At 61.6% G+C, this 21,699-nt stretch carries 22 protein-coding genes; 15 read left to right on the forward strand and 7 right to left on the reverse strand.

Annotation, left to right across the window (positions count from 1 at the left end):
* Positions 1 to 66 precede the first annotated feature (66 nt).
* Together IC231_RS09950 and IC231_RS09955 are read left to right on the forward strand one after the other, a co-directional pair.
* The gene (locus IC231_RS09950; RefSeq protein ID WP_223831420.1) at positions 67 to 573 is read left to right on the forward strand and encodes a fasciclin domain-containing protein; all 507 of its coding nucleotides are present in this window, start codon (positions 67 to 69) and stop codon (positions 571 to 573) included.
* A gap of 211 nt (positions 574 to 784) precedes the next feature.
* Entirely contained in the window at positions 785 to 3,112 is a 2,328-nt protein-coding gene (locus tag IC231_RS09955; RefSeq protein ID WP_190784371.1) for an endonuclease, read from the forward strand.
* Between the two features lie 89 nt (positions 3,113 to 3,201).
* On the opposite strand, the gene IC231_RS09960 is transcribed toward IC231_RS09955, so the two are convergent.
* Positions 3,202 to 4,080 carry a universal stress protein gene (locus tag IC231_RS09960; RefSeq protein ID WP_190784372.1) on the reverse strand — a complete coding sequence of 293 codons (879 nt, stop codon included), beginning with the start codon at positions 4,078 to 4,080 and terminating at the stop codon, positions 3,202 to 3,204.
* 158 nt (positions 4,081 to 4,238) lie between these two features.
* The gene (locus IC231_RS09965) at positions 4,239 to 4,529 is read right to left on the reverse strand and encodes a GNAT family N-acetyltransferase (protein WP_190784373.1); all 291 of its coding nucleotides are present in this window, start codon (positions 4,527 to 4,529) and stop codon (positions 4,239 to 4,241) included.
* A 181-nt stretch (positions 4,530 to 4,710) separates the two neighbouring features.
* On the opposite strand from IC231_RS09965, the gene IC231_RS09970 reads away from it, so the two are divergent.
* From IC231_RS09970 to IC231_RS09980, 3 genes are all read left to right on the forward strand, one after another.
* Positions 4,711 to 5,250 (forward strand): hypothetical protein, encoded by a 540-nt coding sequence (locus IC231_RS09970; protein WP_190784374.1) that lies wholly within the window; start codon positions 4,711 to 4,713, stop codon positions 5,248 to 5,250.
* Between the two features lie 32 nt (positions 5,251 to 5,282).
* On the forward strand, positions 5,283 to 5,567 hold the full coding sequence (locus tag IC231_RS09975; RefSeq protein ID WP_190784375.1) for a hypothetical protein: 285 nt from the start codon (positions 5,283 to 5,285) through the stop codon (positions 5,565 to 5,567).
* Between the two features lie 222 nt (positions 5,568 to 5,789).
* Positions 5,790 to 6,611 carry a universal stress protein gene (locus IC231_RS09980; protein ID WP_190784376.1) on the forward strand — a complete coding sequence of 274 codons (822 nt, stop codon included), beginning with the start codon at positions 5,790 to 5,792 and terminating at the stop codon, positions 6,609 to 6,611.
* A gap of 10 nt (positions 6,612 to 6,621) precedes the next feature.
* Here IC231_RS09980 and IC231_RS09985 read toward each other — a convergent pair whose 3' ends face one another.
* Positions 6,622 to 7,146: a GNAT family N-acetyltransferase gene (locus tag IC231_RS09985; RefSeq protein WP_190784377.1), complete on the reverse strand. Its 525-nt coding sequence runs from the start codon at positions 7,144 to 7,146 to the stop codon at positions 6,622 to 6,624.
* A 110-nt stretch (positions 7,147 to 7,256) separates the two neighbouring features.
* Entirely contained in the window at positions 7,257 to 9,395 is a 2,139-nt protein-coding gene (locus tag IC231_RS09990) for a TonB-dependent receptor family protein (protein ID WP_190784378.1), read from the reverse strand.
* Between the two features lie 464 nt (positions 9,396 to 9,859).
* Here IC231_RS09990 and IC231_RS09995 point away from each other — a divergent pair, with 464 nt between their 5' ends.
* The 3 genes from IC231_RS09995 to IC231_RS10005 all read left to right on the forward strand — a co-directional run bounded on the left by IC231_RS09995 (position 9,860) and on the right by IC231_RS10005 (position 13,353).
* A complete protein-coding gene (locus IC231_RS09995; protein ID WP_190784379.1) occupies positions 9,860 to 10,561 on the forward strand; it encodes a hypothetical protein in 702 nt (233 codons plus the stop codon).
* Between the two features lie 65 nt (positions 10,562 to 10,626).
* Positions 10,627 to 11,853 (forward strand): PQQ-dependent sugar dehydrogenase, encoded by a 1,227-nt coding sequence (locus IC231_RS10000; RefSeq protein ID WP_190784380.1) that lies wholly within the window; start codon positions 10,627 to 10,629, stop codon positions 11,851 to 11,853.
* Positions 11,854 to 12,072: 219 nt separating this feature from the next.
* Positions 12,073 to 13,353 carry a dicarboxylate/amino acid:cation symporter gene (locus tag IC231_RS10005; protein ID WP_190784381.1) on the forward strand — a complete coding sequence of 427 codons (1,281 nt, stop codon included), beginning with the start codon at positions 12,073 to 12,075 and terminating at the stop codon, positions 13,351 to 13,353.
* A 15-nt stretch (positions 13,354 to 13,368) separates the two neighbouring features.
* On the opposite strand, the gene IC231_RS10010 is transcribed toward IC231_RS10005, so the two are convergent.
* On the reverse strand, positions 13,369 to 13,923 hold the full coding sequence (locus IC231_RS10010; RefSeq protein ID WP_190784382.1) for an NUDIX hydrolase: 555 nt from the start codon (positions 13,921 to 13,923) through the stop codon (positions 13,369 to 13,371).
* Positions 13,924 to 14,038: 115 nt separating this feature from the next.
* Here IC231_RS10010 and IC231_RS10015 point away from each other — a divergent pair, with 115 nt between their 5' ends.
* Entirely contained in the window at positions 14,039 to 14,593 is a 555-nt protein-coding gene (locus tag IC231_RS10015; protein WP_190784383.1) for a hypothetical protein, read from the forward strand.
* 217 nt (positions 14,594 to 14,810) lie between these two features.
* On the opposite strand, the gene IC231_RS10020 is transcribed toward IC231_RS10015, so the two are convergent.
* Complete coding sequence (locus IC231_RS10020) at positions 14,811 to 15,254, reverse strand: energy transducer TonB (RefSeq protein ID WP_190784384.1); 444 nt, start codon at positions 15,252 to 15,254, stop codon at positions 14,811 to 14,813.
* A 171-nt stretch (positions 15,255 to 15,425) separates the two neighbouring features.
* Between IC231_RS10020 and IC231_RS10025 the strand changes: the two genes are divergently transcribed.
* From IC231_RS10025 to IC231_RS10050, 6 genes are all read left to right on the forward strand, one after another.
* Positions 15,426 to 15,746 carry a sll1863 family stress response protein gene (locus IC231_RS10025; protein WP_190784385.1) on the forward strand — a complete coding sequence of 107 codons (321 nt, stop codon included), beginning with the start codon at positions 15,426 to 15,428 and terminating at the stop codon, positions 15,744 to 15,746.
* A gap of 223 nt (positions 15,747 to 15,969) precedes the next feature.
* A complete protein-coding gene (locus tag IC231_RS10030; protein ID WP_190784386.1) occupies positions 15,970 to 16,920 on the forward strand; it encodes an alpha/beta fold hydrolase in 951 nt (316 codons plus the stop codon).
* Positions 16,921 to 16,985: 65 nt separating this feature from the next.
* On the forward strand, positions 16,986 to 17,570 hold the full coding sequence (locus IC231_RS10035; RefSeq protein ID WP_190784387.1) for a DUF7010 family protein: 585 nt from the start codon (positions 16,986 to 16,988) through the stop codon (positions 17,568 to 17,570).
* A 16-nt stretch (positions 17,571 to 17,586) separates the two neighbouring features.
* Positions 17,587 to 18,669, forward strand: coding sequence for a sensor histidine kinase (locus IC231_RS10040; RefSeq protein ID WP_190784388.1), 1,083 nt, complete (start codon positions 17,587 to 17,589; stop codon positions 18,667 to 18,669).
* A 35-nt stretch (positions 18,670 to 18,704) separates the two neighbouring features.
* Positions 18,705 to 19,460: a LytR/AlgR family response regulator transcription factor gene (locus IC231_RS10045; RefSeq protein WP_190784389.1), complete on the forward strand. Its 756-nt coding sequence runs from the start codon at positions 18,705 to 18,707 to the stop codon at positions 19,458 to 19,460.
* Positions 19,461 to 19,539: 79 nt separating this feature from the next.
* Positions 19,540 to 19,803 carry a hypothetical protein gene (locus IC231_RS10050; protein ID WP_190784390.1) on the forward strand — a complete coding sequence of 88 codons (264 nt, stop codon included), beginning with the start codon at positions 19,540 to 19,542 and terminating at the stop codon, positions 19,801 to 19,803.
* Between the two features lie 65 nt (positions 19,804 to 19,868).
* Here the strand turns inward: IC231_RS10050 and paaN are convergent, their stop codons facing one another.
* Positions 19,869 to 21,536: a phenylacetic acid degradation protein PaaN gene (gene paaN, locus IC231_RS10055; protein WP_190784391.1), complete on the reverse strand. Its 1,668-nt coding sequence runs from the start codon at positions 21,534 to 21,536 to the stop codon at positions 19,869 to 19,871.
* Between the last annotated feature and the right edge of the window lie 163 nt (positions 21,537 to 21,699).

The following is a 21,699-nucleotide window of genomic DNA, read 5'->3' on the forward strand; positions in this document are numbered from 1 at the left end:
GTGAAGGGCGAAGCCGCCGACGGCTCGAAGATGAAAGCCACCACCAAGCCCCGCAAAGGCGCTGACATGAAAAACATGCAGATGAGCGAGACAGCGCCGGCTGCTGGTGCCGGCGTGATGGTGGGCGGCGCCATGATGACGCCGGACAAAGACATTGTAGATAATGCCGTAGGCTCCTCGGAGCACACCACGCTGGTAGCCGCCGTGAAAGCCGGTGGCCTGGTAGAAACGCTGAAAGGTGCGGGCCCCTTCACTGTGTTTGCGCCTACTAACGCGGCATTTGAAAAGCTGCCGGCCGGCACGGTCAACACGCTGGTGATGCCCGAAAACAAGCAGAAGTTGACCACCATCCTGACCTACCACGTAGTGCCCGGCCGCCTGATGGCCGCTGACCTGAAGGATGGCCAGACGCTGACCACCGTGGAAGGCGAAATGCTGACCGTACACCGCAAAGGCGACATGGTGATGCTGCATGACGCGAAAGGCGGCATGGCCAACGTCACGATTCCCAATGTGGTTTCGAGCAATGGCGTAACGCACGTCATTGATACGGTGCTGATGCCGACCAAATAATTTTGCTGGCTGCCACGGCTGGCACACAGCTTTGGTCCGGCAAGTAGCAGACAGCCGCCTTCGCGAGAGGGCGGCTGTTTTTTGTGTAAATTATTGGGGCGCCACGGAAATTTCCGGCCGTTGACACAATTTAAAGAGTTGGCAACCCGCTGATTCTAGCCAAAATCCCGACCTTTGCGGGCGTTTTCCCCTCAATCTTCTTTTTTCCAGAATGAAACACTTTTTCGCTCGGGTACTGGCAGCGGCGCTGTCGTTGGGCAGCTTGGCTGCGTCAGCGCAGATCATGCCGGCGGCTCCGCCTACCAGCCTGCAGGGCCAGGCTCTGAAAGACTGGCTGCGCCAGAACTGGTACGATGGCAAGCGCGTGGAGCTGAGCTACAACACGGCCCGGGGCAAGATGTACAACTACGTCGACAACTTCCAGGGCCGCGTGACGTGCGTGTACTCCGGCTACCAGGAAACCGTGCGCCTCGATTCGTCGGCAACCGGCACGGGTGTCGTCAACCGTATCAACTGCGAGCATAGCATTCCGCAGTCGTGGTTTAACGAGGTAGTGCGGATGCGCTCCGATATCCACCACCTGTACCCGACCTACGACACCTGGAACTCCAACCGCGGTTCTGATCCATTTGCCGAAATTCCGGACGCCCAGACCAACCTCTGGATGCGTGGCACGGTGGGCCAGAGCACTATTCCGACGTCGAACATCGAGGAATACAGCGAAGACAACAGCGCCTTCTTTGAGCCCCGCGAAGACCACAAGGGCAACTTGGCCCGGGCGGCGTTCTATTTCTACACCATGCACCAGAATCAGACGTTTGATCCGGGCAAAGGCACCATTGCTGCCTTGGCCGATATCAACACACTGTATCAGTGGCACCTTGCTGACCCGGTAGATGCCCGGGAACGGGAGCGGAACCGCCGCGCCGCCAAAAGCCAAGGCAACTTCAACCCCTTTATTGCCTATCCCGACCTCGTAGCCCGCGCCTGGGGCTTCCAAGTGGTGCCTACTTTCTCGTTTGCTACGGCTACGGCTACCATCACGGAAGGCAACAGCGGCACTACCACCTACACGGCAACGGTAAACGTCACCCCCGCTCCTACCACGACCCTGACGGTACAGGTGGTGCTGGACGCGGCTAACTCGACGGCTACCAACGGCACCGACTTCACCTTTACCTCACCCCAGACGCTGACGTTTACGGCCGGCCAGACCTCACGGACAGTAACCGTAACGGTAAACGGTGACACCACCCCCGAAGCCGACGAAACGGTTGTGCTGAGCCTGCAGAACGTAGGCCCTACCAGCAACGATGGCGCAATCGGTGGCCCGTCGTCGCAGGAGCTGACCATCACCAACGACGACGGCACGCCGCCTTCCGTCCGTTTTGCTGCCGCAACCGGCTCCATCACCGAAGGCAACAGCGGTACGGTAACGTATACCCTGAACGTAACGGCCGCCAGCGTGCCGACCGGTGGCTTCACGGTGCCGGTTACGGTGGATGCCGCCGGCACTACCGCCGACGCTACCGACTACCTGCTCAACACCAGCACCCTGACCTTCGCCGCCGGCCAGACTTCGCAGGCCGTTACCATCACCGTAACCGGCGACGTGACGCCCGAGCCGAACGAAACCGTGCGCCTGCGCCTGGGTACTCCGTCCAACGCGGCCGTACTGGTTATTGCGCCTACCACGCACACGCTCACCATCCTCAACGATGACCAAGCGCCGGCCGGCTCGCCCTGCACCGATCTGTACTTCTCGGAGTATGTGGAAGGCGCTTCCAGCAACACCAAAGTGCTGGAGATTTTCAACCCGACTTCCGCTCCGGTAAACCTGGCCGGCATCCGGATTGAGCTGTACGCCAACGGCGCTACCACGCCTACTTCCACGCAGGCCCTGACCGGTACCATTGCTCCCGGCGACGTATATGTGGTGGCTAACACTGGCGTAGTATCTCCGGTGGTAGCAGCCCAAACCGACCTGCAGTCGGCCGTTGGCTTCTTCAACGGCGACGACGCCATTGCCCTGATTGACGGCACCGACACACTGGATATTATCGGTGTGATTGGCGTAGACCCCGGCACTACCTGGACCATTCCGGGCGGCGGCTCTACCACCGACAACACCCTGATCCGCAAGCCTACTGTGGCCCGCGGCGAAACCGACTGGAGCGTAGGTGCTTCTACCTGGCTGGCGCTGGGCACCGATGTATACACCAACGTAGGCAGCCATACCAGCAGCGCCTGCATCGTGAATTCGACGGTGAAAAATGCGCCCTTGAATACTGGTCTGGCAGTGTATCCTAACCCGGCCGCAACGGCTGTTCGGGTGCAAGTGCCCGGTTTGCAGGGCCGCCACGGTGCCGATATTCAATTGTATAATGCCTTGGGCCAGCAGGTGCTGCGCCAGGAGTGCCTGCTTACGGGCGCCGATGCTGCTACGCTTGATGTGCACGCATTGCCCGCCGGCCTCTACTCCGTACGGGTAGTTGTGGATGGCGTGCGGTATACCAGCCGTGTGGCCGTGAAGCTGTAACCTACTGTACTGCTGACTCAGGTCAGACCTCACAGCAAAAAAGCCGTGGTTCCCAATCGGGAACCACGGCTTTTTTGGTAGTAGGCCAGTTACTTTTCCGGAATAGCCAGCACCGGAATCCGACTGTGCGCCATCAGGCCAGCCGTGACGCTTTGCAGAAACTCCGGGCCTGGGTACATGTGCTGCCGCACCACAAACCCAAGTAGGTCGGCGCGGTGGCGGGCTGCAGTATGCCGGATTCCTTCTTCTATGGCCGGATAGCGGGAAGTAGCAATGGTGTGCGCTATGCCGGCCAGCAGCCCGGTTTGATGGATACGATTGGCAATGTCGCGGGCTTCCGGCCCCGCCTCGGATGCATACACATGAATTCCCACTACCCTCGGAATGATATGGCTCAGCAGCTCGTCCACGGCACCCGCACCGTCGCAGAGCTGCAGCGGCGGGCCTGATGCCGTGAGGTAGGAGAACAACTCCGACACGACATCGGCTGCTCGCGGTAGCCGCAGTGGCTTGCGGTCCATGTCGAACACGATACGGCGCGGAGGCTGCCCCGCCCGATAGGTAGCCGGCACCACCAGCAAAGGCAGCGTCAGGTTCTGAACCAAGTACAGAGCGGTACTACATTGTGCGCTGTGCATTGCTTTGGCTGGGTTGCTGTTGCCTACCACGAGCACGCCTTTGGCTGTCATTTCCCTGGTTAACTCCTGCTTCGGCTCACCGGTAAGCACCTTGCCGGAAGCAGGCACGTAGCGGCTTGCCCAGTCCACTTGCTCTTGAAGCTGACGCTGGTTGTTTTCGGCTTCACGAGGATTGGCGCAGTCAAAACACGCAGCAACCGCTGACGGTGCAGATGGCACCACGTGGAGCAGCCGCACATGCGCCCCGGCCTGCTGCGCCAGCACCAATGCATGGTGCAGCGCATTGGCAGCCGCTATAGAGAAGTCTGTAAGGACGTAGAAAGTCAGCATGGGAAGCCAAACCTGCACCTGGTACGGGCAAGGTTATCGAGTAGATAATATACATGCTTCCCAGGCTTTGTGAATTAAGCTCACATTAAATACCCTATTAATGCAATAAGCAATTCATCCTGTCAGCTACCGGTACAGGCTACACTGTGCCGGGTGGCTCACTCCTGTTGCCTGTCCAGCAAAGGCTGATACTCCGGGTGCTGCGCTACGTAGCTCTTCATAAACTCACAGCTGGTCCGGATTTTCAGGTTTTGCTGTTGCGCATAGGCTAATGCCTCTTTTGCCAGGGCCTCTCCTACGCCTTTGCCGCGCAGGGCTTTATCAACGAACGTGTGGGTGAAGTCTATGACATCTTCAGTGGGAAAACTGTACGCCAGCTCTCCGGAGTGCCCATCCAAGGTGGCGGTAAACTCTTGGTCCTGGGGCTGATGCTGAATAGTGACGGGCATATTGCAAGGGACGGTTGAAAAATCAAAAGGCTACAAACCTGAGGAACCAGGCGCGGTATCTGATACGAGCCGGGGATTTTTTTGGTGCGCTGTTGTCCATGCAAGGGGTTGTCTGCGTATGAAACCAACGAACTCCCGGGTCTCTCCCCATTCGTTTCACTTCCTACCTACAGTCGTACTTATGCAGACTACCCCTCCCAACGGCGGCACCGACGAGAGCCGCGCTGACAACGAGTTTGAACAGGGCAACACCCCCGAAAATATCCAACAAGGCACGCAGCGCGCCAATTCTGCGCCGGCCGCATCTGGCGTGACCGGTGCCAGCAGCACCCCACAGTACGGCGAATTTGGCCACGCTGACACGCCAGTTGCTGCATCCGACAAAATTGAGTCACGGCCTGCCGGCACCAATCCCGGCGGCGTAGCGGCTCCTTCCTACACCGAGCCCGACCAGCGCGGCAGCGTACCGCAAAATCTTGACCCGAATGCAGTCCGCAATGTAGCGGATGCCGAATACGACGAACAGCGGACAGGCTGGGCCAAAGATGACCCACGCTACGGCAGCGGTACCCGCAACTGGCCAACCGAGGAACCTGCTAATCCCACCACCGCGCCAGCCGACGACAGTGGACGCAAAGCCAGCAACGACGGCAGCAACGACAACCCTGACGAGTTCAGTGCGTTGCGCTCAGATGAAGGCAAAGGCATTCCCGGCAAGTAAACTCAGCAGCATTCACAGATTTTATAGCTCCCATGGCTTCTAAAAACCAAGATCCTGCCAATCAGAACCCCGCCGATGCCCTCAACCCCGGCGCAGGCGCAAACCTGACCGACGAGCAGCGGAAACACCGCGAGGAGCTGTATGGCTACAAACGCGACGAGGAAGGCACTCTGGACACCTCAGCCCGGCTCGAAGACGAGACGGCGGGTATTCCTTCCGGAAGCTCCACTACCGGCCCCGACCCAGACACGGGCAGTCAGGCAGATGAGCTGAACAACCCTGATTTTAACAATCCCATCGACGATAATAACCGCTAGGCCTCCGTCGGTCTGCGGCCCAAAAAGCCCTCTGCATTTTGTGGGGGGCTTTTTTTCATATCGTTGTGCTGCCGGGCTGAATGCCCGGACGCGTGCCATGCCGGGTGAACAGCAGACCGAAAGCCTTCGACTGCCTCGGCGGCAAGCCACACGCAACCTTTTGCGCTTTGGTGGCGCATAGAAATAATCCTTATACTTCCCTCTCCCAAACCTCACCTCATTATGTCTGCTCATTTCCTCGTTCTGACTGATTTCACGCCTGACGCTGACCGGGCCCTGGAATACGCCGATGCCCTGGCCGTGCCGATGGGCGCGTCCATTGTGCTCCTGCACATCCGCCGCGAGTCTTTGCTGGACCCCGATGCCTTCACAGGCAAAATCCAGCACATGAGTGAAGGCGAGGTAGCAGCCGCGCTGGCGCAGCGGGCGGCTACCGTGCAGGTTCCTATTGAGGTGGAAAGCACGGTGGAAGGCATAACAGAAGGCGTGAGGGAGGCAGTAGCCCGGCACCGCTCAGCCCTGGTGATACTGGGCAAGCCCGAGACTGAAGACACGCCCGATGAGCTGGTAGCCAGCACCTCGCTTAAGCTGTTGCGCGCTACGCAGGTGCCGCTGCTGGTAGTTCCCATCGGCACCACGGCAACTATGCCGCCGGCCCGCATCACGCTGGCCGCCGATGGGCAGGCGTTCCGGCTGGCCGAGCCGGTTATCGTGTCGGTGCAGAAGCTTTTGCAACGCCTGCAGCCTGCACTTACCGTGGTACATGTAGCGGAGCCCGAAGAAAATGACGACCCCGGCATAGCTCTGGCCACCGTGCTGCACAGCGGTCTGGGCACCGAGTTTCCGGCCATCAACACGTGTGGCGTGCGGCACCGCACGCCGTCCAGAGGCATTCTGCAGGCCGGCCACGAAACCCAGGCTGACCTGCTGGTGCTGGTAGCGCGGCGGCGCAGCTTCCTGGGGCAGCTGTTCAACCGCAGCGTATCGGCGCAGGTGATTCTGCACAGCGAGCTGCCGGTGCTACTGCTGCCAGCCACCGAATAGGTTCGGTTCTCTACCTGCCCACGACCGTGCTGCGGCGTTCCAGCAGATACACGTCGCGCCACTGCCCGTGCAGCTGGCCCAGCTTTTCGCGGATGCCTACCGTGCGGAAGCCGGCCCGGTGATGCAGGGCCAGGCTGCCTATGTTCTCGCGGATGATGCCCGCCTGCAGCGTCCAGAGGCCGTGCTGCTCCGATGCCTGTATCAGCTGATGCAGCAACCGCAGCCCTACCCCCTGCCCGCGGGCGGCAGCGGCTATGTACACGCTTACTTCAGCTACACCACTGTACACGCAACGTCCCGATACCGGCGTCAGGGCGGCCCAGCCCAGCACGGTGCCGGCGGCATCCAGCGCTACCAGGCGGCTGTGGGCCAGATGCGCCGCCTCCCAGACCTCCCAGGTCGGCACTTCGGTGGTCAGGGTGGCGTAGCCGGTGGCTATGCCTTCGGCGTAGATGGCGGCCACGGCCGGATAGTGAGCAGCCTGCAGCGGCGCAAGCGTACTGAAAACGGACGTTTGGGTACTGGAAGCGGGCATCGGAAAGGCGGTTAGAAGACCGAAAAGGCAGCAGCGGCGAAGGTAAAAAGGAAATCCTGAGCCACGATATATGGTGCCGGCCCGCTTGTAGTCCGCCGTTCCGGCAGTTGTTACCAGCGCCAGCCGGCCTGCACGCCGCCGTAGTAATTGCGGCCGGGAGCGGGCTGGAAATAGCGGTTGCCGAAGGCGTTGAGGTCGTTGCCGAGGCTATAGCGGCGGTCGGTGGCGTTTTCGAGGCCGGCGAACAGGTCGAGTTCCAGCTTGTTTTTCAGTGCTCTGCGCCAGCCGCCGCGCGCCCCGAAGGTCCAGTAGCCGGGCGCCGCTTCGGTGTTGGCATCGTTCACGAAGATGCGGGCCTGGTGGTTGATGGTGGGGCTGAGGTAGAAACCGTGCGCTTCGCGGAAATCGAGGCCGGCGGTGAGGGTGTGGGGGGCGGTGCCGGTGAGGCGGTTGCCGCTGTAGTCGTTGCCGTTGCTTTCGTAGCGCCCAAAGCGGTAGTGGTTGTAGGTGTAGCTGGCGAAGGCCCGCAGGCCCACGCTGCCGGGCACGTTTCGCATCTCATACGCGGGGCCGTTCGGAGTCGGGACCTGCACGTTTTCAAGGCTGGCCATGCGCCACAGCCAGCCGCTGAGGGCTGCTTCCAGGCCGCGCTGGCGGGTGTTGCCGGAGTTGGCGAACAGCTGCGTGCCCTGGTCGTCGGTGCGCGTGACGATGGTTTGGTGCAGGCGGAAATCGTAGGCGGCTATATCGAAGGTGAGGCGCTGGTTCAGGAGCGTGCCGCGGGTGCCTAGTTCGTAGCTGGTGCCTCGCTCGGCCTGTAGGGCGGTGTTCAGGGAGCCATCCGAAGGCCGGATTTCCTCTTCGGTGGGGGGCGAGAAGCCGCTGCTGGCGCTGCCGTACACGGAAATCTGCGGGGTGATTTCCTTGAGCAGCGCCAGCCTCGGCGACACCTGCGGCCGGAAGTCGCGCGTGACCTGGTAGGCTGCGAAGGGGGGCGTTACGGCTTCGGTGAGGCGGTTGATGCGGTAGCGCAGGCGGTTGTAGCTGGCCCCGGCCGTCAGCAGAAAGCCGGCGGGCAGCTCGTAGTCGGCCTGGGCGAAGGCGAAGCCGGTGAGCGTGCGGATTTCGTCGTCGTAGCGGAGGGGGCCGGGCTGGCCGGCGCGGTTCTGGTAGTTGCGCGAGTTTTCGAAGCTGGTTTGCAGCTCGCCGCCCCCTTGCAAGCGCAGCGTGCGGCCGGCCAGGGCAGTGCGGTAGTTGAGCGTGGTGCGGCCGCCGGTACCGAGCTGCGTGTTGCGCTCGAAATCAATCAGAAACGGAGTTTTGATGGCGCTGGCAGTGACGTAGAGCGTGGTACGGCTGCTGAATCGGTCGGAGAAGCGGTGCTCGTAGGTGCCGCCCAGCAGCACGGTGCGCGAGGCGTAGGCGGCACGCTGGGCCACGGTGCCGGCGGCGGTGGGCGTGCTGGGGCGGGCCTGGCGCGGGTCCTGCCCGAACTGGGCGCGGGTGAGGCTGCCGGGCAGCTGGTAGTCGAGGTCGGAATAGAGGGCGTGGAGGCTGAGGGTACCTTTTTCGGAGGCCTGCAGCTCGCCGTCGAGGGCCAGCACGTCGCGGCGGAGGGCGCTGTTCTGGCGGTAGCCGTCGAGGATCTGGCGGGCGTATTGGGCGCGGAAGTAGCCGGTGGCACTGCCGGTTTCGGCGGCCACGGTGTAGCGGCGGAGGCCGTAGCTGCCGGCCGAAAAGCCGATTTGGGCCCGCGCCTGACCGGCTACGGGGCGGCGGTTGCGGAGCAGCACCGCACCGCCTGTGCCGGCCCCGTAGACGCTGGCGGCGGGACCTTTCACGACTTCGAGGGCGCCGAGCTGGGCGGGGTCGAGGAGGTTGAGGGGGGTGCTGCCGCTGGCTTCGGTGAACGGAATGCCTTCGTAGTAGACCTTCACGTTGCGCACGCCGAAGGGTGAGCGGAGCGTGCTGCCGCGTACGCTGAGGCGGTAGCTGGCGGTGGCACGCTCTTCGAGGCGCACGCCGGGGAGGGTGTTGACGGCCTGGGTGAGGGCGTTTTGGGGAAACCGCTCGAAGGTGGCGGCTTCTACCACGCCCACGGCGGCGGCGGTGCGGCGCAAGGGCAGCTGCTGGCCGTAGCCGGTGACGGTGGCTTCGGGCAGGGCCACGGTGCGGGTGGTATCGGGGGAGGTTTGGGCAAAGAGGGAAGCGGGCAGCAGCAGGAGCGGCGCGGCGTAGCGGAGGGGCATTGGGGAATGATAAGTGTCAATGTGGCTAACCTGAAAACCGGCATCAGGGTTGGGGTGATGAGGTAACAGGTGGCAGGCTGCGGGAGACAAGTGGCAGGCTGCGGGGGATGACTGTCAGCTTGCGGGAGATAAGTGGCAGGTTGCGGGGAATGACTGGCAGGCTGCGGGAGATGTCTGGCAGGCTGCGGGAGACAAGTGGCGGGCTGCGGGAGATAGGTGGCAAGGTGCGGGAGACAACTGGCAGGCTGCGGGTGATGTCTGGCAAGGTGCGGAAGATGGCTGGCAGGCTGCGGGGAATCAGAAAGCCTTCCGGATGCGGCGCTGGAGTTTCCTGGAGTTCTTTGGGGGGCTGTTTGCAGGAGGTGCAGGGAGTAATAAGGTCCTTCGCAAGCTCAGGATGACAGGCGACTAACAGCAGGGCTTGCGGCTTCTTTGCTATCTTTCAACGCTATACCTCCTGCCTTATGCCGCTACCGCTTCACTTGCCCCGCCGCCACCGCCGGCCACTACTGTTCCCGCCGGGTTTGCTGGCGCTGGCGTGGCTGCTGTGGCTGGGCTGCGTGGCGCTGCCGCAGATGCGGGGCATGGGGCGAGAAAGAGTTATGCAACTGACCTTGGCTCCCCTTCAAATACCCTATTATGGTGTGTTAGGGACCAACCTCATTGGGAAAGAGCCTTACTTTTCGTCGCTCGAATTGGCGGCTTTTCGCCCCTGGCAAGAGGTACGCTTCACAGGTAATCTGTGGAACGATTACTTTGCCCATAAACAAGTACAATCAATTGTTAAACAAATGCAGGCAGAGCCTGACTACGACCGTGGCCTGTGCGTGCAATTCGAGTCCCATATTTCATACGCTTCACTAGTTCGGACACTTGATATGCTCAATATGTATGATACCAAGAATTCCTGGCTGGACATCAGACAGTCTCCGGTTACTCTACATGCCTTTACTTCTAAGCCAATACCAGTAGCCACATCGATAGAGGCAGAGCCTTTGGATATTATTAGTTGTGGATATATTCCTTCCGAACCTACAAAACAAGAATTATTGATCAAGCATTTTGCTTCTCTCTTCCAGCCCGACTGGCGCAACTCTACGCTGCTCCTGCTGCTCATGGCGCTGCTGTCTGCCGTGCGGCTGGGGCGGCGGTGGCGCTTAGGATGAAAGCCGGGCTGTAACCCCGGCCCGTGAATGGGAGTTGAACAGAACCGCTACTTCGTTCGACTTCTATGACTAAAGCTCCCCTCCTGCTTGCTACGGCCCTGTTTGCCGGCTTCAGCTCTGCTACTGCCCAGAACGTGCCGCCGGAGGCGACGCCGTTTCAGATGCAGGGCAACATCTATCTGCCCAAAAAGCTGCCGGCTACGCCTGAGCGGGTGGCTTCGCTGAAAGTGCCGGCCGGCTTCACTATCAGCAAGTACGCCGAGGGCCTTGATGCACCGCGCATGCTGGCCCAGGCCCCGAACGGCGACCTGTACGTGAGCAACCGCGTGAAAGGCACCGTGACCTTGCTGCGCGACGCCAACAAGGACGGCAAGGTGGAACTGACGAAGCAGGTGGCGCAGAAGCCGCATCTGCACGGGCTGGCGCTAAAGGATGGCAAGCTGTACATGGCGGCGGTGCGGGAGCTGTACGTGGCCGACGTGAAGGCCGATGGCACGCTGGGTGAGCTGAAAACGCTGTACAAGGACCTGCCCGACGCGGGCCAGCACGCCAACCGCACGCTGCAGTTCGGGCCCGACGGCAAGCTGTACCTCTCGGTGGGCAGCACCTGCAACGCCTGCGACGAGGACAACCCCGAAAACGCCACGCTGCTGCAGGTGAACACCGACGGCTCGGGCCGCACGGTGTATGCCACGGGCCTGCGCAACACCATCGGCTTCGACTGGCACCCCACCACCAAGGCCCTGTTTGGCATGGACCACGGCATCGACTGGCTCGGGGACGAGGACCAGCAGGAAGAACTGAACCTGTTGAAGCCGGGCGGCAACTACGGCTGGCCGTCTATCATCGCCGATGGCAAGCCTTACCCGGCCAACAAGCCCAAGAGCGGCGAAACCTACGCCCAGTTTGACGCCAAAGCCGTGCGGCCGCTGCTGCTGTATAAGGCGCATTCGGCACCGCTGGGACTGGTGTTCAACCGCAGCCAGCAACTGCCGGCTGAGTACCAGAACACGGCCTTCGTGACGATGCACGGCTCCTGGAACCGGGCGCAGCCGTCGGGCTACAAGATTGTGCGGGTGCGCTTCAACGAGCAGGGGCAGCCCCAGCAGTTCGAGGATTTCGTGACGGGCTGGCTGGTGGAGAACGACAAGTCGGAGTTTGGGCGGCCGTGCGCCATCGTGCAGGCCGCGGATGGGTCGCTGCTGGTGTCGGATGATGACAACGGGGTGATTTACCGGGTGGCGTACACGGGTGGCGGGAAGGCCGTGAAGAAGGAGAAGAAGCGGGGGTAATTTGCTTTCAGGCACCCCACTACCTGACCGTCATGCTGAGCTTGTCGAAGCATCTCGCGTGCTGAGGTTGTGGTGGTGATTACTACACTAGCGAGATGCTTCGGCTGCGCTCAGCATGACGTTCTTTGGGGAATGACGGTCTTTTCAGCGTGGTTTTATTGGGTGAATGACGCGCTGTCTGCTTCCTGAGGGCTTGCTTCTCTCCTATCTTGCCGCGGCATGAAGAAACTTTCGCGTAATCTGACCTTCCAGGTGCTGACGGCCATTGTGCTGGGGGTGCTGGTGGGTACGTTCTTTCCGGGCGTGGGCACGGCGCTGCAGCCGCTGGGCAAGGTGTTTATCAACCTGATTAAGATGCTCATCGGGCCCGTCATTTTCCTGACGGTGGTGCTGGGCATTGGGAGTATCGGGGATTTGAAAAAGGTGGGGCGCGTGGGCGGCAAGGCGCTGCTGTACTTTGAAATCGTGACGACGCTGGCGCTGGTGATTGGGGTGGCGGCAGCCAACCTGACCAAGCCCGGCGCGGGCATTGACACGAGCGGGGTGGCAGCCAAAGCCGCTGAAACCGAGAAATACACCAAACAAGCCGCCGACATGGACTGGGTGGGTTTCTTCACGCACATCGTGCCCGAGAGCTTTGTGGGGGCGTTTGCGGAAGGCGACGTACTGCAGGTGCTGCTGGTGGCGGTGCTGTTTGGGCTGGCCCTGACGAAGGTGGGCCCCAAGGTGAGTGCGCCGCTGATTGCCACGTTTGAGCGCCTGAGCCACGTGTTTTTCGGGGTGCTGGGCATGGTCATGAAGCTGGCGCCCATCGGGGCATTCGGCGGCATGGCCTACACCATCGGCACCTACGGCCTCGATACGCTGCTGCCGCTGGCCAAGCTCATGGGAACGGTGTACCTGACCATGGTGCTGTTCATTTTTGGGGTGCTGGGCGGCATTGCGCGCTACTACGGGTTCAGTTTGTGGCGGCTGCTGGGCTTCATCAAGGAAGAGCTGCTGATTGTGCTGGGCACCTCGTCGTCGGAGTCGGCGCTGCCGCGGCTGATGGACAAGCTGGAAGCCTATGGCTGCGCGCGGCCGGTGGTGGGGCTGGTGGTGCCCACGGGCTACTCGTTCAACCTCGATGGCACCACGATTTACCTGTCGATGGCCAGCATTTTCCTGGCGCAGGCCTTTCAGGTGCCACTTACACTGGTCCAGCAGCTCACCATCATCGGGATTCTGATGCTGACGAGCAAGGGCGCGGCCGGCGTGACGGGCTCGGGCTTTGTGGTGCTGGCGTCCACGCTGGCCGCCACTAAGGTTATTCCCGTGGAAGGCATGGCCCTGCTGCTGGGTGTCGACCGGTTTATGTCGGAGGCCCGCGCCATCACCAACATCATCGGCAACGCGGTGGCTACGGTGGTCATTGCCAAGAGCGAAAACGAGTTTGATGAGGAGAAAAACCGCGCGGCGCTGGCCGGGCTGGTACTGCCCGAGTCGGATACGGTGGGGTAGTACTCCACCACTCCGCTACAACCCCAGCCTCCGCAGAGCCAGCAGGCACAGCGCGACAGAGCCGGAAACCCGGATTTCGCCGCGCAGCACCAGGCCTTCTACCTCGTGCAGGGGCACCTGCACTACTTCGATGTTTTCGGTTTCGTCGAGGTGCTGCTCGGCTATCTGGCGCACGTCGCGGGCCAGGAAGAACGAGAGGAAGTTGGTGTCTTTGGTGGGGTTGTCGAAGACTTCCAGCAGCGGCTCCACGGTGTCGGAGGCGTAGCCGGTTTCTTCCAGCAGCTCGCGGCGGGCGGCTTCCAGCACGGAGGTTTCGCCTTCATCGACCACGCCGCCGGGCAGCTCCAGCAGAATCTGGCCGGCGGCGTGCTTGTACTGGCGCACGAAAATGACGTGGTTGTCGGGGGTAATGGGAAACACCAGCACCACGTGGGGCCGCACGCTCACGAAGTAGTCGTCGAGGTGCTGGCCGCCGGGCAGCTGCACATGGTCGCGGCGCAGCTTGTACCACGGATGCTCGAACACCAGCTCCGATTTCAGCGTTTTCCAGGGCTCGATTTTCTTGCTCATAATGGTAGTCGGAAAGACGCAAGGTATACGGCAGCGGCCATTGCTGCGTAGTTTCGGCGGGCTGAAGTGCTGCCCCGCTTGCCCGTTGCCTTTTCATTCTGCCCCGCCTCATTCTATGCCTGCTCTTTCCCCCGACCTGCGCAAAGCCCTGCTCGCCCTGCCCGAGAAAGAAAAAGACCAGCTTCTGGTACGCCTGGTGGCGCAGGACGCCGTCCTGATCGAGCAACTGGCGTTCCGGCTGCTGGAAGGCGACGAGGCGCTGGAAATCCGGCGCCAGCGCCTGCAAATGCAGGTAGATGACCCGGTGCGCGGCTACCACCAAACGCCCAACGACCTGCTCCATATTGTGCGGCAGCTGCAGGCGCGGCTTGCGTACCACGCCAAAATCACGGGCGATACGCACGGGGAAATCGAACTGACGCTGCGCCTGCTCACCAACATTTTCCGGCACCAGCCCGAGGCCGTGGCGCGCCTGCACGGCCCCACCCAGCCGCTGCTGCAGCACCTGGCCCGTCGCACCGCTGATGTGCTCAAGCAGGTCGCCAAGCTTCACCCCGACTATTTGGTCGAGCTGGAAACCAGCCTCAATGAGCTGCTGACGCTGCTGTACGCTTCAGCGGCCGCGCCGCTGGCCCGGGAGCTGGGCGTGCCAGCGAGAATTGAGAATTGAGAATTGAGAATTGAGAATTGGAAACGCGCCTCTTAGCAGGACGGGTTGCATTGCCTGTGCTTTTTCGGGTGGGTGTTGCAGGCGTTGTCATGCTGAGCTTGCCGAAGCATCTCTACCGCTTCGCCTGATGCTATTCAACGAAGCGGTAGAGATGCTTCGGCAAGCTCAGCATGACGGAACCGATGTTTGTGCAAAACTCTAGGCACGCTTTACCTATTTATTTCAGGGCCCGAAACATGATGGGCAGCGTGTAGGCGACGCGCACGGGCTGGCCCTGCACGCGGCCGGGCGTCCACCAGGGCATGATGCGCACGAGGCGCAGGGCTTCTTCGTCGAGGCCGGCGCCGAGGCCTTTTACCACCTTCGCATCCTGGATCCGGCCTTCTTCGTCGATGATGAAACTGACGTGGACTTTGCCTTCCAGGCCTTTGCGCAGCGCTTCTTCGGGGTAGCGGATTTTGTCGCGCAGAAACCTCTGAAACGCCGGAGCTCCGCCGGGGAAGGCGGGCATTTGCTCGGCAATGTTGTACACCATCGGTACTGCTGCGGCTCCGGCGGCGGCAGCTTCGGGCTGCGTAAGGGCAGTAGTGCTAGCAGTCTGGGCGAGTAGCGGGCCCGCAGGCAGCACACACCAGGCCAGCAGAACAAGAACACGGAGCATAGGAACGGGGAGTAACGAGTTGGCCGACAAAGCTACTTGCACCGCTAAGCGCGACTGTAACGCCAGCGTTATGCTTGCGTTGTGCTTCTGTTGGGAACGGAAAGCGTATCCTTTCGCGGCTGAAAGCTGTATCTTAAGTAAGAAACCTTCGCCCACTCTACTCCTACCGCTATGTCAACCCTACCGTCTCCTGACAACGTGCGCCCGCCCCAGAACCTCTCCGATGCCTCCCTGCGGCAGGCGCTGGACGAGTTGGACAGCAAAATCCGGACGTTGCAAAACCGGGCTCATGCCACCACCGCGGGCGCCACGCACACCTACCACGAACACATTGCCAGCCTGGAAGCCAAGCGCCACAAGCTGCAGGAGCGCCTCGGTCCGGCTGCCGCGGAAAATGCTGCCTCACCCGCCAACGATTCGGAACGCAACACCTGGGACGAAATCTGGCGCGGTATCGAGAACCTGCGTGAAGACCTGCGCAACATTATTTAGGACAGCTCCCGCTTTTCCGTTGCTTTACTTGTCACAACGGCACCTCCCGCGAGGTGCCGTTTTTTGTTGTATCTGGGCGTGTCGGCCGGGTAGGCACCGCAGCAGGTCGGCAGGATTTTGCGCCGTTCGGGCGCCGGATTTACCGTTCGCTCAAAAGTAGTTTCGGTTGGGCTGAGGAGCGACTAGGTTTACATCATCAATCAACCTTTCTCCTTCTTCCGCCATGAACCTGACCGCTACCTTCCGCCCTATTTTTGCTGCCCTGCTTTTCTCCGTTGCCTCCGTTGCCGCCTCTTCGCCAGCCCTGGCCGCGGCCCCAACCATCACCGCCAGCACCGCCGCCGACACTCCGGCCGCACACCCCAACTTCACGGTGCGGGTAGTGGGCAAGGGCAAGCCCATGCTGCTGATTCCGGGCCTGACCTGCCCCGGCGCGGTGTGGGACGAAACGGTGGCCCGCTACCAGAGCCAGTATCAGTGCCACATCATCAGCCTGGCCGGGTTCGGCGGAAATGCGGCCCCGGCTTCTACCGACAAGCTGCTGCTTAACGTGCGCGACCAGCTGCTGGCCTACATCAAAACGAAGAAACTGAATAAGCCCGTAGTGGTAGGCCACAGCCTGGGCGGCTTTATGGGCCTGTGGCTGAGCACCACCCAGCCCGAGGCCGTTGGCCCGCTGGTAATCGTGGATTCGCTGCCGTTCATGGCCGCCATTCAGAACCCGGCCCAGACGGTGGAAGGCGCCCGGCCCATGGCCGAAGGTATGCGCCAGCAGATGGCGGCCGGCAAAATGACCGTGGCCCAGGCCCGCCAGATGAGCGCCGGCTTAGTAACCGATACGGCCCGCATGACGCAGCTGGCCCGCTGGAGTGCCGCCTCCGAACCCGCCGCCGTAGCTCAGGCCATGTACGACCTGTTCACGACGGACCTGCGCCAGGACATTGCCCGCGTGCAGCAGCCGGTGCTGGTGCTGGGCGCCTGGGCCGCTTACAAGCAGTTTGGCTCCACCAAGGAAAGCACCCGCGCCATTTTCGCGCAGCAGTACGCCAAGCTGCCCCAGCACCGCATCGAAATGTCGGAGGCCGGCCGCCACTTCCTCATGTACGACGACACGGCCTGGTTTTTCCAGCAGACGGACGGTTTTCTGAAGCAGCATTACGTGGCGAAGAAGTAAAGCCATATTTTCGGGTCCGCCAGGCGCGGCAGTTTGCCGCGCCTGCTTTTCCTTCTTTTTTTACTATGCTACCTGAGCACAATTTCGAGGCGCTGCGACTGGAACTCTCCGCCAAAGCCAAAAACGGACTGGATTTTATTGGCGCTGCCACGCTGGTCTGGGCCGCCATTGCCTTTGTCTGGACGCTGCCGGTGAGTGTGCCGTCGAAGGGGTTCATTACGTTCTGCGTGGGGGCCGCCGTGCTGCCGCTGGCCGCGCTGCTCTCAAGGGTGCTGGGCACCACCTGGAAGCTGCCGCACAATCCGCTGCAGCCGCTGGGTTTGTGGCTGAACTTCGCCCAGCTGTTCTACTTTCCGTTCCTGATTTTCATGCTTATGCGCTACCCCCAGCATTTCATCATGACCTACGGCATCATCACGGGGGCGCACTTCTTTCCGTATGCGTGGTTTTACCGGGCCTGGCCCTACGCATGTATGGCCGGTCTGATTCCGGTGGGCTGCCTGGTGCTGGGTCTGCAGCTTTCCCCGCCAGATCTGTACCTGATTCCGGCTTTTGTGGCCGGGGCGCTGCTGGTGCTGGGCGGACTGCTGCTGGGCTCGTATCGGCGCAACCGGCAGGCATATCTTCTTACTTCGCCGGCCGGCCGGTAGCGGCGGCTCTTCTGCTATGTTTTCCTACGCCTCGGTGCCCGCCCCCAGCCGCCTCTACTGGCGCGCCCAGCTGATTGGCTGGACTTTATACTTCTTGTTCAATCTGGCGTTGTTCTCGGCGTTTGGGCGGTTTACGAAGGAACTGCTGCTGACCGTGATGGCCATTGTGCTGCCCATGACTGGCCTCACGCACTGGCTGCGCTACCACATCCGGGCCAACGGCTGGGAACAGTTGTCGCCGGGGCCGCTGGTGGGGCGCCTGCTGGTCACGAATGCGCTGCTGTCGGTGCTGAGCCAAGTGATTATCTGGGCGCTGCTAATCTGGGTGGTTCGGCCGGGGCCTGATGGCAAGCCGCACGGCTGGGCGCAGTTCATCGGCTACGCGCTCAACGTCAATTTTGTGCTGTGGCTGTGGGCCGGCTTTTATTTCGGCTGGCACTTCTTCCACCGCTACAAACAGGCCGAAGTGGATAAGTGGAAGCTGGCCGCCGCCGTGCGCGAAGCCGAAATGCGCACCCTTAAGGCCCAGATCAATCCGCACTTCCTCTTCAACGGCCTCAATAACATCCGGGCTTTGGTGACGGAAAACCCGGCCCGCGCCCGCGACATGATGACGCACCTCTCGGATTTGCTGCGCTATTCCATTCAGCTGAACTCGGCTGAGCAGGTGCCGCTGGGCCGCGAGCTGGAAATAGTGGAGCACTACCTGCAGCTGGAAGCCCTGCAGCTGGAAGAACGGCTGGACTATTCCATCGACGTGGACCCGGCCGCGCTGCCCGTGCTTATTCCGCCCATGACGCTGCAACTGCTCGTGGAAAACGCCATCAAGCACGGCCTCGCGCCCCGGCCCGAGGGCGGCTTTATCCGGCTCACGGCCCAGCTCGACGGAGCGGGCCAGCTGCACGTAGCAGTGCGCAACACCGGCCGCTACCAGCCCCAGCCGGGCCACGAAGGCGTGGGCGTGCGCAACGCCCGCGAGCGGCTGGCCCTGCTGTTCGGGCCCGAAGCCTACCTGCACATCGACAACGACCCCGCTGAATCCGATACGGTGGTAGCCCAGCTGCGCCTGCCCGTACGGGCCGCCTCTGCCGCCGCATAGCCAGTATCCTGTTACCTCTCACCCCCAACTCTCCCGTGAACGTTCTGCTCGTTGATGACTCCCGCCTGGCCCGAACCGAGCTGCGCCACCTGCTGCAAGCTTTTCCCGATGTAACGGTGGTGGGCGAAGCCCGGCACGCCGCCGAAGCCCGCACGCGCCTGCAGGACCTGCGCCCCGACCTGCTGCTGCTCGATATTCATATGCCCGGCGAAACGGGATTTGAGCTGCTGGCGTCGCTGGAAGCTGCCCCGCACGTCATCTTTACCACTGCCTACGACGAGTACGCCTTGCGCGCTTTTGAGGTGAATGCGCTGGACTACCTGCTCAAGCCAGTGCAGGAAAACCGGCTGGCAGCCGCTCTGGAAAAAGCCCGCGCCAAGCTGCTGGCTCCGGCTGTGGTAGAAGCTGTAGCCGCACCCGCGCAGTCTGCTCCCGACGAGTCCGCGCCTACTCTGCTCACCGAGCACGACCAAGTATTTGTGAAGGATGGGGAGCGGTGCTGGTTTGTGCGGCTTTCCGACATCCGACTCTTTGAAATCAACGGGAGCTACACCCAGATTTACTTCGAGCAGCACCGCCCGCTTATTCCGCGCACCCTGCAGCACCTGGAGCAGCGCCTCGACCATAAGGTGTTCTTCCGGGCCAACCGCCAGCAGATTATCAACCTGAAATGGATTGAGAGCATTGAGCCCTGGTTCAGCAACACACTCAAAATCCGGCTGCGCGGTGGGCCGGAAGTGGAAGTTTCGCGCCAGCAGTCGGTGCGGTTCCGGGAGCTAATGAGCCTGTAGGATAATGCTGGGATAGTGTATCTTTTTTCATGCAACCGTAGTACACAGGGCATTACCTCACCTTTGCTACCCCGCAGCCATGAGAAATCTGCTATCCATACTTTCCCTCGCCGCCCTCGTCAGCCTCGGTTCCTGCGCCCAGGACCGCGTAACGCAAAGTGCCAATCCGCGCGGCTATGGCACCGTGAAAGTCAAGCCGGAAAAACGCAAGAACAACAAGGCCCGTTTCTACAAGGAGCGCAACCCTATTGACCTGGGCATTGACCTGTCGCCGCGCAAGCCCACCCAGTACGAAACCGTGAAAGCGCCTAAGAAATACAAGTACAGCAAAGTCGGCTGGTAGTATTCTACCCATAAAAAAGGGCTGCCGGATGTGCTCCGGCAGCCCTTTTTGTGTGCTGTGATATGCTATTCGGCCGGCTCCCGGAAGCCCACCCAAGTGAAGCGCTTAATCACGAATTCGGGGTTGGTGAACGAGGCGTTGCCGGCCGGATTGCCGCCCGTCACGTGGAAGTCGGAGAAGCCGGCGGCCTGGTTCACGTAGATGTTGCCGGTCAGGTTGAAGCTGACGGGCGTTCCGGCCAAACTCATTTCATCCATAATCTGCTCTTTCACGGCGCTGTTGGTGGTGTAGGCGCCGCACGAAATAGCGCCGTACTCGCGGGCCAGCTGCGCCGCCAGCCGGATGCTTTCCTGCGTGTCCCGGGTTTTGATAACCAGCATGATGGGCCCGAACAGCTCCTGGCTGTACTGCTCAATCCGGTCGGCACTGATTTCATGGATACAGGGCGAGCAGGTGCGCGCATTCTTGAACGTAGGGTGCTCTACCGGGCCGTGGGCCAGCACACTACGGCCGCCATCAAGGGCAAGCTTCTGCACCCGCTCGTGGGTGTCGCGGTTCTGGATGGCGCCCAGCACGTGCGGCCCGGCTTTGGGGTTCTGGGCCAGCCCCGTAACCGCGGCGGCCAGCTTCTGCACCACTTCCTCGTAGGGCACCTGCTCGTCGCCGACCCGTATGCCGCCAGCCGGCACAAAGAAGTTCTGTGGCGCCGTGCACATCTGCCCCGAGTATAAGCTCACGGAGAAAGCCAGATTCTGCGCCACCTTATCCAAGTCGTCGCAGGAATCCAGAATCACGCTGTTGACGCCGGTTTTTTCGGTGAAGACGGTTTTGCCCTTCAGCCCCTCAAGGTACTCGCCGAACTGCGCGCCACCAGTGTAGTCGATGAGCTTCACGGCCGGGTTTTCGGCCAGATCCTTCCCGATGAGGTGGTCGGCGGCATCCACAGCCAACTGGCAGATGCGCGGGTCCAGGCCGTATTCGGCCAGCACTTTCTGCACTTCGGCTACCACAATGGCAATGGGCAGCACGGCTTTCGGGTGAGGCTTAACGAGTACCGGATTGCCGGTAACGAGCGAGGCGTACATGCCCGGCACCGAGTTCCACGTCGGGAACGTGGAGCAGCCGATAACCAGCCCCACGCCTTTGGGTACAGCGCGCCAGGTTTTGTGCAGCGTGAGGTTGTATTTGCCCATGGGCTTTTCCCAGCGCGTTTCTTCCGGGAAGCGGGTCTGTTCCTCGTAGCCGGCGGCAATGGCCTCCAGCGCCCGGTCGGCGGCGTGCGGCCCGCTGGCCTGAAACGACATCATGAACGACTGCCCGGTGGTATGCATGGTGGCATAGGCAATTTCGAAAAACCGCTGCCGAATGCGTTCCAGGCTCTCGGTGAGCAGGGCCGCACGCTGCGCCGGCTTCAGCTTGCGCCACGGCCCAAAGGCGGCTTCGGCGTTGCGCACCAGCATAGCGGGCTCGAAATACGGGTACTCGATGCCCAGCGGCTCCTGCTCGTACGGCGACTCCTCCTGCCCCACCCAACCGGCCGGCTCGCCCTGCCGTAGCTCGGTGTAGCGCTGGTGGCGGCGCGCCTCGAAGGCAGCGCGGCCGTTGGCATCGGCATCAGCGCCGTAAATTTCGGGGGAAGGATTTTCGGGGAAAGCAGCGAAAAACGTGCGGCCGTGCAGAGCCTGGATGGCGGCGTCGAGGGCGGGCTGGTGCTTGCGGGTAGCTTCGGTCATTGGGCGGGTGAAGTGGCAGCGGAAGATTGAAGGACGATTTTGGGAAGTTGATCGAAAACCGGAATCCGGCGTAGCCGGAACAGCGGGCGAAGTGGCTAAATTTACGGAATCAGCCCCGCTACGTTTGCCCTGATTTTGCGGCATCCATCGGCGGCAGCAATTC

This window comes from Hymenobacter duratus, from assembly GCF_014698995.1.
GTDB classification, from domain to species: Bacteria; Bacteroidota; Bacteroidia; order Cytophagales; family Hymenobacteraceae; genus Hymenobacter; species Hymenobacter duratus.